Source organism: Thermocrinis albus DSM 14484, assembly GCF_000025605.1.
Lineage (GTDB): Bacteria > Aquificota > Aquificia > Aquificales > Aquificaceae > Thermocrinis > Thermocrinis albus.
In genome coordinates this window covers 356,232-368,639 of the sequence record NC_013894.1, presented here as the reverse complement: position 1 = coordinate 368,639, position 12,408 = coordinate 356,232, and the positions used below count along the sequence as shown (strand labels likewise).

At 48.5% G+C, this 12,408-nt stretch carries 16 protein-coding genes; 8 read left to right on the top strand and 8 right to left on the bottom strand.

Annotation, left to right across the window (positions count from 1 at the left end):
- Positions 1-5: 5 nt before the first annotated feature.
- The 3 genes from THAL_RS01855 to THAL_RS01845 are packed head-to-tail and all read left to right on the top strand — an operon-like array spanning position 6 to position 1,417.
- Positions 6-218, top strand: coding sequence for a heavy-metal-associated domain-containing protein (locus tag THAL_RS01855; RefSeq protein WP_012991415.1), 213 nt, complete (start codon positions 6-8; stop codon positions 216-218).
- The gene (locus tag THAL_RS01850; RefSeq protein ID WP_012991414.1) at positions 208-810 is read left to right on the top strand and encodes a hypothetical protein; all 603 of its coding nucleotides are present in this window, start codon (positions 208-210) and stop codon (positions 808-810) included. Before THAL_RS01855 ends, THAL_RS01850 begins: the two co-directional genes overlap by 11 nt.
- Positions 764-1,417, top strand: coding sequence for an endonuclease III domain-containing protein (locus THAL_RS01845; protein WP_012991413.1), 654 nt, complete (start codon positions 764-766; stop codon positions 1,415-1,417). Before THAL_RS01850 ends, THAL_RS01845 begins: the two co-directional genes overlap by 47 nt.
- Here THAL_RS01845 and THAL_RS01840 read toward each other — a convergent pair.
- The 3 genes from THAL_RS01840 to petA are packed head-to-tail and all read right to left on the bottom strand — an operon-like array spanning position 1,395 to position 3,779.
- The gene (locus THAL_RS01840; RefSeq protein WP_012991412.1) at positions 1,395-2,024 is read right to left on the bottom strand and encodes a cytochrome c1; all 630 of its coding nucleotides are present in this window, start codon (positions 2,022-2,024) and stop codon (positions 1,395-1,397) included. The genes THAL_RS01845 and THAL_RS01840 overlap by 23 nt on opposite strands.
- Positions 2,021-3,232 (bottom strand): cytochrome b, encoded by a 1,212-nt coding sequence (locus THAL_RS01835; protein ID WP_012991411.1) that lies wholly within the window; start codon positions 3,230-3,232, stop codon positions 2,021-2,023. The genes THAL_RS01840 and THAL_RS01835 overlap by 4 nt, the downstream gene beginning before the upstream one ends.
- A 28-nt stretch (positions 3,233-3,260) precedes the next feature.
- Positions 3,261-3,779, bottom strand: a complete 519-nt coding sequence (petA, locus tag THAL_RS01830; RefSeq protein WP_012991410.1) for a ubiquinol-cytochrome c reductase iron-sulfur subunit — start codon at positions 3,777-3,779, stop codon at positions 3,261-3,263.
- A gap of 91 nt (positions 3,780-3,870) precedes the next feature.
- Here petA and yajC point away from each other — a divergent pair, with 91 nt between their 5' ends.
- Both yajC and THAL_RS01820 read left to right on the top strand, forming a co-directional pair.
- Complete coding sequence (gene yajC / locus THAL_RS01825) at positions 3,871-4,200, top strand: preprotein translocase subunit YajC (protein WP_012991409.1); 330 nt, start codon at positions 3,871-3,873, stop codon at positions 4,198-4,200.
- 3 nt (positions 4,201-4,203) lie between these two features.
- Positions 4,204-6,690, top strand: a complete 2,487-nt coding sequence (locus tag THAL_RS01820; RefSeq protein ID WP_012991408.1) for an AMP-binding protein — start codon at positions 4,204-4,206, stop codon at positions 6,688-6,690.
- Here THAL_RS01820 and THAL_RS01815 read toward each other — a convergent pair.
- Together THAL_RS01815 and rplS are read right to left on the bottom strand one after the other, a co-directional pair.
- Positions 6,644-7,255 carry a ribonuclease HII gene (locus tag THAL_RS01815; RefSeq protein WP_012991407.1) on the bottom strand — a complete coding sequence of 204 codons (612 nt, stop codon included), beginning with the start codon at positions 7,253-7,255 and terminating at the stop codon, positions 6,644-6,646. The two genes, THAL_RS01820 and THAL_RS01815, sit on opposite strands and share 47 nt — an antisense overlap.
- On the bottom strand, positions 7,252-7,626 hold the full coding sequence (rplS, locus tag THAL_RS01810; protein ID WP_012991406.1) for a 50S ribosomal protein L19: 375 nt from the start codon (positions 7,624-7,626) through the stop codon (positions 7,252-7,254). Before rplS ends, THAL_RS01815 begins: the two co-directional genes overlap by 4 nt.
- Before the next feature lie 72 nt (positions 7,627-7,698).
- Between rplS and hpf the strand changes: the two genes are divergently transcribed.
- Positions 7,699-8,301, top strand: coding sequence for a ribosome hibernation-promoting factor, HPF/YfiA family (hpf, locus tag THAL_RS01805; RefSeq protein WP_012991405.1), 603 nt, complete (start codon positions 7,699-7,701; stop codon positions 8,299-8,301).
- A gap of 7 nt (positions 8,302-8,308) precedes the next feature.
- Here hpf and dxr read toward each other — a convergent pair whose 3' ends face one another.
- Genes dxr through ppa form a run of 3 tightly spaced genes read right to left on the bottom strand, consistent with a single transcriptional unit; the run spans position 8,309 to position 10,931 of the window.
- The gene (gene dxr, locus THAL_RS01800) at positions 8,309-9,436 is read right to left on the bottom strand and encodes a 1-deoxy-D-xylulose-5-phosphate reductoisomerase (RefSeq protein ID WP_012991404.1); all 1,128 of its coding nucleotides are present in this window, start codon (positions 9,434-9,436) and stop codon (positions 8,309-8,311) included.
- A complete protein-coding gene (locus THAL_RS01795; RefSeq protein ID WP_012991403.1) occupies positions 9,433-10,398 on the bottom strand; it encodes a KpsF/GutQ family sugar-phosphate isomerase in 966 nt (321 codons plus the stop codon). The genes dxr and THAL_RS01795 overlap by 4 nt, the downstream gene beginning before the upstream one ends.
- Positions 10,395-10,931 (bottom strand): inorganic diphosphatase, encoded by a 537-nt coding sequence (gene ppa / locus THAL_RS01790; protein WP_012991402.1) that lies wholly within the window; start codon positions 10,929-10,931, stop codon positions 10,395-10,397. The genes THAL_RS01795 and ppa overlap by 4 nt, the downstream gene beginning before the upstream one ends.
- A 122-nt stretch (positions 10,932-11,053) precedes the next feature.
- On the opposite strand from ppa, the gene THAL_RS01785 reads away from it, so the two are divergent.
- Entirely contained in the window at positions 11,054-12,133 is a 1,080-nt protein-coding gene (locus tag THAL_RS01785) for a DnaJ C-terminal domain-containing protein (RefSeq protein ID WP_012991401.1), read from the top strand.
- Positions 12,134-12,158: 25 nt separating this feature from the next.
- On the top strand, positions 12,159-12,398 hold the full coding sequence (gene rpsP / locus THAL_RS01780; RefSeq protein ID WP_012991400.1) for a 30S ribosomal protein S16: 240 nt from the start codon (positions 12,159-12,161) through the stop codon (positions 12,396-12,398).
- Positions 12,399-12,408: the final 10 nt, after the last annotated feature.

The following is a 12,408-nucleotide window of genomic DNA, read 5'->3' as shown; positions in this document are numbered from 1 at the left end:
ATAATATGAGAGAGATAAGGTTAAAGGTAGAAGGTATGACGTGTCAACACTGTGTACAACGTGTGAGGACTGCCCTTTTGCAGGTAGAAGGTGTTTCTTGGGTAGATGTAAACTTAGAGGAGGGTACGGTGACGGTAAAGGTTGAGGATAACGTGCCCTTAGAATCCTTGCGGGAGGCCATAGAGAGCTACAACTACCGAGTGGCCGGTGAGGTTTAAGGAGTTCAAAAAGCTCCTTAGGGATGTACAGATCTTCAACAAAGGGTGGAGGGGTTACATCTACACGGGGTTTTGGGAGGGTAGAAAGGTAGCTGTTAAGGTGGCAAGGTCTCCCGAAAAGGAGTACGCCATAAAGAAGGAAGCGGAGATCCTCACCCTTCTTAAAGGGCTGAAGAACTTCCCTCAGATACTTTACAGCGGCGAAGATTTCTTTGTGTACCAGTTTATTGAGGGATTACCTCTTCAACAACTCTCCCTCTCTCCGGAAGAAAAAGTACGCATTTACAGAAAGGTTCTCGATTTAGTGGTTCTTTTAGATAAGATGCGCATCAACAGAGATGAGCTTCAACGTCTAGATAAGAACCTATTAGTGGGAGCGGACGGAGAGGTGTATCTCTTAGACTTTGAAAGAGGGCAACCAAACGCTACGAAACCTCATAACTTTACCCAGTTCCTCCAGTTTCTCAGAAAGGAGGGTATTCTCTCTCAGGAAGAGGCTGTACGTATAGGCAAACTCTATAGAACAAACCCTGAGGAGGCCTGCAATGAAGTTAAATCCCTCCTTGATGGGGCTTTACCAACTCCTCCTTGACACCTACGGTCCACAGAACTGGTGGCCTGTGGATCACCTATATCACCGAGAGCACAAGACAGACCCAAAAGACGAAATCATAATAGGAGCCGTACTGACTCAGAACACCTTGTGGAGTAGGGTGGAGATAGCCTTGGATAGACTCAAGAGGATGGGCGAGCTGTCTCTTAACTTTGTGAGAAAGTGTCCTTCAGAGATATTGGAGGAGATAGTAAAACCCGTTGGTTTTTACCGTCAGAAGGTCCGCACTCTGAAGGCGTTGGCAGAACTTTTAGAAAAGGTTAGAGAACCCAACTACGAAGACCTCATAAAGTTAAAAGGTATAGGACCAGAGACAGCCTGTGTTATCCTTCTTTATGCCTTCCATCAGCCTACTTTTGTGATAGATAAATACACCCTCAGGATATTACAGAGGTTATACGGTTTGAAGTTAACACCTAAGAAAGCTAAGAAATTCATGGAAGAACATCTACCGAAGGATGTAGGGATCTACAAAGAGTATCACGCTCTTTTGGACCAACACGCTAAAAAGTTCTGTAAGAGCACCCCCCTGTGCGGAGGGTGCCCTGCGGCCACTTACTGCCTCAGTGCAAACCCATCTTTTTGAGAAGTCTCCCACGCCACACGTAGAGAAGTACTCCCATCAGTATGAGGTAGCCTATGGTAGCCACTCCCATGACCACTCTCTTGGCTTTCTCCTGAGGTGGTGGTTCTGACACAGACTTAAGATAGGCTATTATCTTGGCGGTTTCTTCTGGCCTTCCCGTCATGACAGGTGGCATGGTAGTCCCCGGCAGAACCTTCTGAGGTTCCAGAATGAAGTTAAAGAGATACTCCTTACCCTTCACCAGATAAATGGTGGATAGGTCGGGGGGTACCTTACCGAAGGATTCTTTAAGGGCATTCAGGTCGTTCATGAACACCGACTCGTATATATCTCTGGGCAGTACCTTACCGTACTCCTTCTGAAGCTGTCCCAGTAAAGGATTTGACTGCACAGAAGCTACGTACACTCCATCGTACCTAACTGAGTGACAGGAGTTGCAGTTTTGTAGAAAGAGCTCTTTGCCTTCCTTGGCATACTTGACATCATCCGCTATCTTGGCATACTGGGCGGGCATGCTGTACTCCTCGTGGGGTGCAAAGGGGTTTTCGAACCATATGATGGCAAAAAACACTAAGGTAATGGCCGTTAAGAAAACCGTCCTTATCATGACCTGTTACCTCCTTTAGCTTTGTACCATCCCCACTCCAGTATGGATATGACGGGCAGTGAGAGGAAGAAACTGAGGAATCCCAACGTGAATATCATACCCAGCATGGCGTTGGTGGGAGTGGGAGGCATGGTTCCCAGTATAGTGAGGGCCATGGAGGATATAACAAGCACCAAGAACATGGCGAAGAAGAGGGGCCTGTTGCGGGCACTACGTATAGGAGAGAAGTCTAAGAAAGGTAGTAGTAGCAGTAAGAGCAAAGCTAAGTTGAAGACAACAAACCCTAGGAACTTGTCGGGTATGGAGCGGAACATGGTGTAAAAGGCAAGCAGGTACCACTCGGGAGCTATATGGGGAGGTGTCTTGAAGGGGTTGGCGGGATCAAAGTTGTCGGGTGGTAGGAAGTGATGCATGTAGAAGAACACAAAGAAGAAGAAGACGGCAAGATAACCCATCAAATAGGCACCTTCCTTGAGGGTTATGTAAGGATGGAAAGGTACGCCTTCCTTCTTCTTGTCTATCTCCCTACCGTCCGGGCTGGATATACCGTTGGCCCTTACCAGGTACAGGTGTAAACCTACCAGGCCGAGAAGTATCAGAGGTAGTAGCCATATGTGGAGACCGAAGAATCTACCCAGTGTTATCTGACCTAGCTCATAGCCACCCTTCATCCACACGGAGATAGTCTCTCCTATCTTTAGACTGCCTATTATGGGAGCACTGTCTATAGAAGTTGGTATCTCTGTAGTAACCACCATTCCCCAGTAGGAGAGCTGACCCCATGGGAGGAGGTAACCAGACAGAGCGGTCATGAGAAGTACAAAGTATATGAAAAAGCCTACTATCCACGTGAGTTCCCTGGGTTTCTTGTAAGCGTTGTAGTATATACCCGTAAATATGTGCAAGTAAACTATAGCGAGAAAGAAGTTAGCTCCTGCAGCGTGAATGTGCCTTATGAGCCACATGAAAGGTATCTCTTTCATTATGGTGTAGTTGACACTGTCAAAAGCTGTGTGCACGTTGGGCTGGTAATACATTACCAGAAATATCCCCGATATTATCTGTATGGCAAAAGCGACGAGGGCCATAACACCAAAGGCGTAAGGGAAGGTGAGATTTTTGGGGACTTTGTAATCCACCATCTGAGACTGCCAAAGTTGGCTGAACTTACCCCTCTCGTCCAGCCATCTGACTATACCTTTCAACATGTTTCCACCTCCTGCGAGAGTGTCTTTTTTACGTTAGATCTTTAATAAATCCGGGCTCTCCTATAACCAGTTTGTTACCTTCCCTCTTCTGAGGAGGCAGGTGTAGAGGTCTGGGTGGTGGACCAGCTATGTTATCACCCCAGGGAGAGTAAAAACCTCCGTGACAGGGACAGTGAAAAACGGGATAGTTAAACTCTCCCTCACCGTTGGGCTTCCACAAAGGAACACATCCCAAGTGGGTACACACAGCTACCATGGCGTAAGCATCCTGTCCCTGCAGGAGCTTTCTGTTGTTGTCCTCCTTCGTCTTGCCGTTCCACTGGAAGTTCTGAGGTAGTTTAACCACAAAGACCGGCTTTCCCTTCCAGGAGACGACCCTCACCTGCAGGTCAGGTATCTGGGATACGTCCACCTCTACCCTTGCTCCTGCAAGGGAAGCAGCACTTGGTGCTAGAGACTTCACGAAGGGATACAAAGCGCCCACCACACCGACGGCACCCAGTCCGCCGATGATGAGCCCCAGAGCATCTCTTCTTGAGGTTTCCATGGGCTCACCTCCTGACGAGAGTCATACCTGCTTAATTATAACACCATATAATGATAAGGGCCATGCAGCTACGTTGTGGTAGAATAGTATCATGGTGAAAATGGCTTACGCACAACAGGGTGCACCACACGGATCCGATCCTCTGTCAGCACTACTTTTCCAATTCGTTTTCTTCTTATTCCTGATGGCCATCTTTTACTTCTTACTTATAAGACCTCAACAGAAGGCTAGAAAGAGGCATCAGGAGTTTCTGGCAGGTCTTAAGAAGGGGGAGAGGGTCGTGACCAGTGGTGGCATAATAGGAACGGTGGTGGAGATAGGAGAGAAGACGGTCACCCTCCGCGTAGATGCCAACACGCGTGTGACCTTCCTCAAAGAGAACATAGTGGGTTACTATACGGAGAAAGAAGAAAAAGAATGATGCATGAGGCTGGACCTTGAAAACGGTTTCCTCGTTCCGGAAGTAAGAGACTTTGGCAAGACGGCCCTCGTACAGGGAGAGAGGGAGATCTCCTATGCGGAGCTGATAGAGAACTCAAGGGCCTTCGCTTCTCTACTGGATGTCCTGCCAGAAGACAGGGTGGTGATTTTTATGGAAAACAGAGCCGAATGGGTCTATGCCCTTTTCTCCATATGGCAGAGGGGAGCTATAGCGGTACCTGTGGACTTTATGTCTTCGCCAGAGGATCTGCAGCTTGTCCTTACGGAAACAGAACCGGCGGTGGTGTATTGCTCCGAAAGAACAGAAGGTCCTCTAAAACAAGCCCTCTCCATGACAAAAGTAAGCCCTCATATCCTCAACGTGGACACCCTGATTCCTCCCAAACCTGTTGAGAGAATAATGCACAGAAATCTTCAGGACGTAGCTCTGATCCTCTACACCTCTGGAACTACAGGAAAACCGAAAGGCGTCATGCTCACCTTCAAGAACATTCTGTCCAACATAAGATCAGTGGAGAAATTGAAGATGGCGGGAAGTGAGGACAGCACGCTAGCCCTCCTGCCTTTCCATCACGCTTACCCCCTGGTGGTCTCCCTCCTATTACCCCTCTATTTGGGTGCCACCATCGTGTTTTTGGAAAGGCTAAGTACTGAGGATCTTATGCGCACCATGCAAAGACATCGCATAACAGTTCTCATAGGTGTACCCAGACTGTACCAGGTATTGCACGCACGTATAATGGAACGTGTGAAAGCCAGCGCCGTAGGTAGATTCTTGTTCCTTTTAAGCCCTTACCTTCCCATGGGTCTACGAAAGCTTCTCTTCAGGAGGGTACACTCTGCCTTCGGCGGAAACCTAAGATACATGGTAAGCGGTGGTGCAGCTCTCCCCCTTCAAGTGGCCAAAGATCTTACCTATCTGGGTTTCACCGTACTGGAAGGGTACGGACTCACAGAAACGTCTCCCATAGTCTCCTTTAACCCTCCCCACAGAATAAAACTGGGATCGGTAGGTACTCCCATAGAAGAGGTATACGTGAAGATAGCGCCCGATGGGGAAGTTTTGGTAAGAGGTGTAAACGTTATGAAAGGATACTACAAAAGGCCTGAGGACACAAAAAAGGCCTTTGTGGACGGTTGGTTCATGACGGGAGACCTGGGATACCTGGACCAAGATGGATACCTCTATATAACAGGTAGGAAGAAAGAGATAATAGTGCTACCGGACGGCAAGAAGGTGAATCCGGAGGAACTGGAAGATCTGATACTGAGGGAAAGTCCGGTGGTGAAAGAGGTGGGAGTTCTGGAGATGGAGGGTGTCCTACATGCCCTGCTGGTACCCGATATGGAGAAGGTAAAGCAGATGGGTATAGTGAATCTGGAAGAGTACATAAGGTGGAACGTTTTGTACAAGGTAAACAGAAAACTGCCTGAGTGGAAGAGGATAGGAGGCTTTAAGCTAACAACAGAGGAACTCCCTCGCACCAGGTTAGGTAAACTTAAAAGGTTCCTACTTTATGACCTTTACAGAAAGGCAGGCGAGATAACGGAACGTGAAGAAGATGATACGATGCGTACAGAAGAAGCGGAACTTATAAGAGAGTTTCTCACCAAGCTATCAGGAAGAAAGGTGATGGGACACCACCACATAGAGCTGGACTTGGGGTTGGACTCTCTCGCTAAGGTAGAGCTCCTCTCTTTCCTGGAAATGAGGTTCGGTGTGGAAATGGAGGAGGAAGAGCTCAGTAGGTACTCCAAAGTACGGGACCTTGTGAACTACGTCAGGGAAAGGAAAGAGGGCCTTTATCAGGAAGAGATAGGTTGGCAGAAGATACTTACCCAAGCACCTTCCTTCTTACCTTATCACAACGGCTTTCTTATGAGGATGGGATTGATACCCCTCAAAGCTTACTTTAAACTTTACCATAGGTTGGAGGTGGAGGGTACGGAGAACTTCCCGGAAGGACCCTTCATAATAGCTCCTAACCACGCCAGCTATTTGGATGGGTTCGCCATAGCATCCGCTCTTCCTTGGAACGTGCTGGAGAGAACTTACTTTGTAGGTGAGGAAACCTACTTTAAAGGTCCTCTAAGGCAGGCTTTTGCAAAGTTAGCTCATATAGTCCCGGTGGATCCTACAAGGCGCGTCAAAGAATCCCTTCAGAAGGCTGCATGGCTTCTGAGACTGGGCAAAGTCGTGGTGATATTTCCGGAAGGTGCAAGAACAAGAGACGGCAAGCTCCTCCCCTTTAAGAAAGGGTTTGCCATACTCAGTAAGGAACTCAGTGTACCTGTCGTACCCACAGCCCTCATAGGAACTTACGAGGCCATGTCCTGGAGGGACAAGTTCCCCAAACCCTATCCCATAAAGGTGATCTTTGGAAAACCTATACAGCCTGATGGCAAAGGTTACGAAGAGATCGTCAGGGAGACGGAGTATACTCTGAGAACAATGCTTTTACAGGTCTGAAACTCTTTCTGTGAATGGGACTTTCTCTGTACTGGAGGAGCCTCTGTAGGTGCTCCTTAGTAGGGTAACCTTTGTGGGATGCAAAGTCATACTGAGGATAGAGCCTATGGTAATGTTCCATGATCTTGTCCCTTAGGACCTTTGCCACCACAGAGGCACAGGCACAACACAGACTCCTCTCATCACCTTTGGGAATAGCTATACAGTTATCCACATCCAGCTTCACCCAGTCTGTTATGACCACATCATAGGGATGCTTGAGATCCTCCAAAGCTCTCTTCATGGCCAGACGTGTGGCCTGCAGGATGTTTATCCTGTCTATGACCTCACTATCCACCACCGCCGTACCTATGCTGAGGGCTCTCTCTTTGATGATCCTGTAGGCCTCCTCCCTCTCGGAGGGGGAGAGTTTCTTAGAATCTCCCTTCAGAAAGGGTTCCGTATAAGGAGGGAGTATGACAGCGCAGGCCACCAGGGGACCAGCCAAAGGTCCCCTACCTGCCTCATCAACACCCGCCACCAAAAGTCCCTTTTCCCAGAAGGGAAGCTCGTATATCTCCTTCACTTCTTCTTCAATTCCCAGGGCTTGATCTCCCTTATCTTTCCTGCGGCTTCTTTACCTCTGTAGTCTCTTAGGAAGTACAGCTTAGCCCTTCTCACTTTTCCGTACTTAACTACCTCTATCTTCTCTATGTTGGGACTGTAATAAGGGAATGTCCTCTCTATGCCCACACCGTAGGACTCCTTACGCACAGTGAAAGTCTTGCCTGCACCCGATCCCCTTATCCTTATAACCACGCCTTCAAAAGGCTGAATTCTCTCCTTGTCACCTTCCACTATCTTGTAATGTACGCGTACTGTGTCACCCACCTTGAAGGGTGGATAGTCTTTCTTGGGTAAGTATCTTTCCTGTAGCTTCTGGAGAATAAGATCCATGGCTAAAACCTCCGTTTTCCGTAAGTGAGATAGGTTATTATAATACACAACGATGAAAAGGGGGTGTAGAGAATGAACGTGGAGTTCATAGGCAAGGGTATTGAGTGGACTGATGCCATGAAGGCTTTTGTGGAAAGTAAGCTGGAGCGCCTTAAGAGATACCTAAAGGAAGCCGAAGAGGACCAGGTAGAGGTGGTGATAACCCTCTCCACATCCAGAGCCAAACAGAAGGACTATGCAGGAGACAGTAGACCGACCGTTTACAGGGTGGATCTGGACATATACCTGAAGACGTGGGGTGGTGGTACCATACACGCGTGGGAAGAGGATGTGGATCCCTTCTCCGCCCTTGACCTGGTATTGGACGAGGTGGAAAGACAGCTTATAAAACTTAAACAGAGGAGACTGGAGTTTCGCAGAAGAGGAGCAAAGCTTAAGGAAGAACTTCACACAGCCCCATCAGAACCTCCAGAGGAGAGGGAGAGACCTCTTATAGTGGAGGAGGACCTGATTTTGGATAAACCGATGAGTGTGGAGGATGCCCTCTTAGCTCTTCAGGATAGTGGTATGTACTTTTTGCCCTTCTTGGATATAAAGACGGGTAGCCTGAAGATCATCTACAGGAAGAGGGGTGGAAACTACGGCGTTATTGATACCAAGTGTAAGGGACTGTAGTGGCAGTTTACAAGACCTTTGCCATCTCCCTGGCCTTGTGGTAACCCCAGCGCACCGCTTCTATTATGTCTTCCAGACTCTTCGGATCAGGAAGATTCACCGCGTTGAGAACTTTCTCTATAGTTTCCACTATACCGGTGAAGGGTATCTCACCAGCCAGGAACATCTCAACGGCGGCCTCGTCGGCCCCTAAAAGGACAGGTACGTAGACACCTCCCCTCTTGGCCACCCATCTGCATATGTCCACAGCCCTAAACTTTTGGGTATCAACAGGCTCAAAGGTTATGGGAGATAGATCTAAAAGGTCCATCTGCTGGAAAGGATACTCCACCCTTTCAGGATAAAAGAGAGCATGCAGAAGGGGTACCTTCATATCCGTTTGGGAGGTGTGAAAGAGGAAACTCCCGTCCTTCAGACTCACTATACCGTGTACATAACTCTGGGGATGGATGACCACCTCTATCGTCTCGGGAGAGAGGTCGAAGAGTACCTGAGCTTCTATTATCTCTATCCCTTTGTTGATGAGGGTGGCAGAGTCCACGGTGATCTTTTTACCCATTTTCCAACGAGGGTGGTTGAGGGCTTGCTCCACCCTAACGTAGGGAAGTTCCTGCAAAGGTGTGTCCTTAAAAGGTCCACCGGAGGCGGTGAGGTACACCTTCTTAACGTGATGGGGATCTACGAAAGATAAAAGCTGAAATAGAGCGTTGTGTTCGCTGTCAACAGGCACCACACGAGATATGTGCTCTCTGATAAGATCTGGAAGACATATGACAGACTCCTTGTTGGAAGCCAGAAGAACCTTTCCTTTTGTGAGTGTGTGATAGGTGGGTAAAAGACCGTCTACACCCGATATGGCGTTGAGGATACGTTCTGACTCTTCCAGAAGGGCCATGAGACCTTCCTCACCTCTGAGATACTTAGTACCCTCAGGAAGGGAAGAGAGCCAGTGGGAAGTAGGTTCTTCGTAGGACACCACATAACGCGGTCTGAGTTGCTGGGCCTGAAGTAAGAGTTGGGGAGAAGCTCTCCGGGCCATTATACCCACCAGTTCAAACCTACCGCGGTATGCGGAAACTATCTGAAGAGCGTTGCTACCCACAGAGCCTGTAGATCCCAACACGCTAAGCTTCATACTATACCCGCTCTCAGAATATCGTGCATGTGAATTATACCTATGGGTCTGTTCTCTTGGTCCACTACTATGAGAACCGTTATCTTGTAACTTTCCATACGACTCAGAGCCTGTGCCGCCAGCTCGTCTGGGTAAGCTACCTTGGGATTTCTGGTCATGGCGTCTTTGGCGGTACTTCTCGATAGGTCTCCCCCTCTGTTGATGAACCTCCTTAGATCTCCGTCCGTGATTATACCCACCAACTTACCCTCCTTGTTGACTACGGCGGTAGCACCAAAACCTTTACTGGTTATCTCCAGTACCACTTGAGGCATAGGCGTGTCTTCTTCCACCACCGGTAACTCCTCTCCTGTATGGTAAAGATCACGTACCAGCTTGAGTTTTCTCCCCAAGCTACCGGCAGGGTGGCGTAGGGCAAAGTCTTTCTCTGTAAAACCTCTCAGCTCCAGCAGAACCATAGCCAGAGCATCACCCAGTACCAAAGAAGCGGTGGAACTACTGGTGGGTGCCAGGTGAAGGGGACAGGCTTCTTTCTCCACGTTGAGGAATATATGAACATCGGCGTGTTTTGCCAAAGTGGAGTCCCTCCTGTTGGTGATGGCTATAAGAGGAACACCCAGTAGTTTGACGTAGGGCAGAAGATCCAAAACCTCCTTGGACTCACCACTGTTGGATATAGCGAGGAGAACATCCTTCTTGTCTATGACACCTAGATCTCCGTGCAACGCTTCCGAGGGATGTAGAAAGTGGGCAGGTGTACCTGTAGAGGATAAAGTGGAAGCTATCTTACGCGCTATGTGTCCCGATTTACCTACACCTGTGGTGATAACCTTTCCTTCACAGGAAAGAAGTATCTCCACCGCGCGCACAAAACTGTCATCCAAACTGTCCATAAGTCTCTTTATCTGGCTTATCTCTATCTCAAAAACACGCCTTGCCTTCTGTAAGATGTCCTCCTTCATCCACCCGCTTTCTTTTTATAGTTCTCTATGCCCTTCTTTATCTCCTCTATAGCAAACTGGACACCCTTAAACTCCTCCACCTTCACCCATTTGCCCGGTTCCAACTCCTTGTAGTGTTCAAAGAAGTGTTTTATACGATCAAGAACCACAGGAGGAAGATCATCCAACGTCTTGACTCTGTCGTAAGTAGGGTCCAGTTTGGTGTGGGGGACCGCTATCAGCTTTGTGTCTACACCTTCCTCATCCCTCATCTGAAGGGCTCCTATGGGCCTGCAACGGAGGACGCTACCCGGAACCACCGGATACCGGGACACCACCAGCACGTCTACAGGATCACCATCATCTGCTAAGGTCTGAGGTATGAATCCGTAGTTAAAGGGATAATGCATGGCGGTAAAGAGAAACCTATCTACGAAGAGGACACCACTCTCTTTGTCCAGTTCGTACTTTATGGAGCTATCCTGAGGTATCTCTATCACCACGTATATGTCCTCGGGAGGGTTCTTTCCTGGAGGTAGATCCCTAACACTCATGGGGTGTGTCCCTTCCCGGATACTACCATACCGGGGCCGGGCTATTTTTAACGCGCCCTTTATGGGTGTCCAGAGACCCGGCAGGCGCCATTTGGACACCCAGAGGATTATTATAATCTGTAGTGGCCGTGAAGAACTATTACGAGATACTGGGCGTCAGTAAGTCTGCCACAAAGGATGAGATAAAGCGGGCTTACAGGAGATTAGCCAAAGAATGGCACCCTGACGTAAATCCTGATCCACGAGCTGAAGAACAGTTCAAGCTCATCAACGAGGCTTATCATGTATTGTCCGATGACGAGAAGAGAGCTCAGTACGACCGGATTCTGGAGAGCGGGGACGAAAGGAAATACCGGGACTTTATGGAGTACATACAGGAGTTTTTACAGGAAGTTTGGAAAGGTATAAGGCGGAAGCCGGGACCTCGTAAAGGAGAAGATATAAGACTTAGACTGGAACTAAGTTTGGAAGAGGCTGCCTTCGGCTGTGAGAAAAGTATAGAGTACGAAAGGTGGGTGGACTGCCCACAATGTGAAGGTAAAGGATACTTAGGGGAGAGTATAGAGAAAGAGACATGTCATGCCTGCGAAGGAACAGGTAGAAGGGTGAGCGGTATATTTGACTTTCCACGTCCCTGTTCTGTTTGTAGGGGCAGAGGTTACCTGATAAAGAACTCCTGTAGCTTGTGTGCAGGAAGAGGTAGAGTGGCACGTTTGTCCACCGTTAAGGTGAGCATACCACCGGGTACCGACGAAGGAGATGTTCTGAAGGTAAAGGGTTTTGGCCATACGGGAGAGAGGGGAGGAGAACCTGGCGATCTTTATCTGCGGGTTGTTCTCAAACCTCACCCTGTTTTCAGAAAGATAGGCAAAGACCTTCATAGGGAGGTCTTCATATCCTTTCCGTTGGCTGTTTTGGGAGGTGTAGTTAAGGTCAAAACTCTGTCGGGAGAGGAACTGGAGGTGTTTCTTCAGCCAGGTGTGGAGTGTGGATCCACCAAAACTATACCTGGTATGGGTTTCCCATCCAGTGGCTCTGCAGGAAACCTCGTTCTCACCTTCCGTATAGAAGTTCCCAAGGACCCTTCTGGCAAAATCAAAAAACTACTGATGAAACTGGCAAAAGAACTGGGAGAGAAGGGGGTAGATACAGAGCCTCACCTGATGGAGAAGATAAGGAGAGCCATACAATCTGTGTTATAATACTCCCTTCGAGAGGAGGTTTCAGATGGCTGTGAGGATAAGACTTGCCAAAATGGGAAGAACTCACCACCCCATTTACAGAATAGTGGTTATGGATTCCAGGTCACCGAGGGAAGGTAAGTATATAGACATACTGGGAACCTATGACCCCAAAAGGGGGGAGATACTTGAGATAAAGCCTGAGAAGGTGAAGGAGTGGTTAGCCAAAGGTGCACAGCTGACGGACCGCGCCCAAAGTATACTCAAAAAGGCCAACATACTCTGAAGGAGGTGGA

What these genes read in the sequence shown, in the direction of transcription:
- rplS (WP_012991406.1), bottom strand. Translation starts at nt 7,626, where the DNA reads ATGGATCTTATTCTCCAGAAGCTACAGGAAAGATACTTACCCAAGAAA.
- THAL_RS01835 (WP_012991411.1), bottom strand. Translation starts at nt 3,232, where the DNA reads ATGTTGAAAGGTATAGTCAGATGGCTGGACGAGAGGGGTAAGTTCAGC.
- THAL_RS01855 (WP_012991415.1), top strand. Translation starts at nt 6, where the DNA reads ATGAGAGAGATAAGGTTAAAGGTAGAAGGTATGACGTGTCAACACTGT.
- THAL_RS01840 (WP_012991412.1), bottom strand. Translation starts at nt 2,024, where the DNA reads ATGATAAGGACGGTTTTCTTAACGGCCATTACCTTAGTGTTTTTTGCC.
- THAL_RS01845 (WP_012991413.1), top strand. Translation starts at nt 764, where the DNA reads ATGAAGTTAAATCCCTCCTTGATGGGGCTTTACCAACTCCTCCTTGAC.
- THAL_RS01795 (WP_012991403.1), bottom strand. Translation starts at nt 10,398, where the DNA reads ATGAAGGAGGACATCTTACAGAAGGCAAGGCGTGTTTTTGAGATAGAG.
- hpf (WP_012991405.1), top strand. Translation starts at nt 7,699, where the DNA reads ATGAACGTGGAGTTCATAGGCAAGGGTATTGAGTGGACTGATGCCATG.
- petA (WP_012991410.1), bottom strand. Translation starts at nt 3,779, where the DNA reads ATGGAAACCTCAAGAAGAGATGCTCTGGGGCTCATCATCGGCGGACTG.
- rpsP (WP_012991400.1), top strand. Translation starts at nt 12,159, where the DNA reads ATGGCTGTGAGGATAAGACTTGCCAAAATGGGAAGAACTCACCACCCC.
- THAL_RS01820 (WP_012991408.1), top strand. Translation starts at nt 4,204, where the DNA reads ATGAGGCTGGACCTTGAAAACGGTTTCCTCGTTCCGGAAGTAAGAGAC.
- yajC (WP_012991409.1), top strand. Translation starts at nt 3,871, where the DNA reads ATGGTGAAAATGGCTTACGCACAACAGGGTGCACCACACGGATCCGAT.
- dxr (WP_012991404.1), bottom strand. Translation starts at nt 9,436, where the DNA reads ATGAAGCTTAGCGTGTTGGGATCTACAGGCTCTGTGGGTAGCAACGCT.
- ppa (WP_012991402.1), bottom strand. Translation starts at nt 10,931, where the DNA reads ATGAGTGTTAGGGATCTACCTCCAGGAAAGAACCCTCCCGAGGACATA.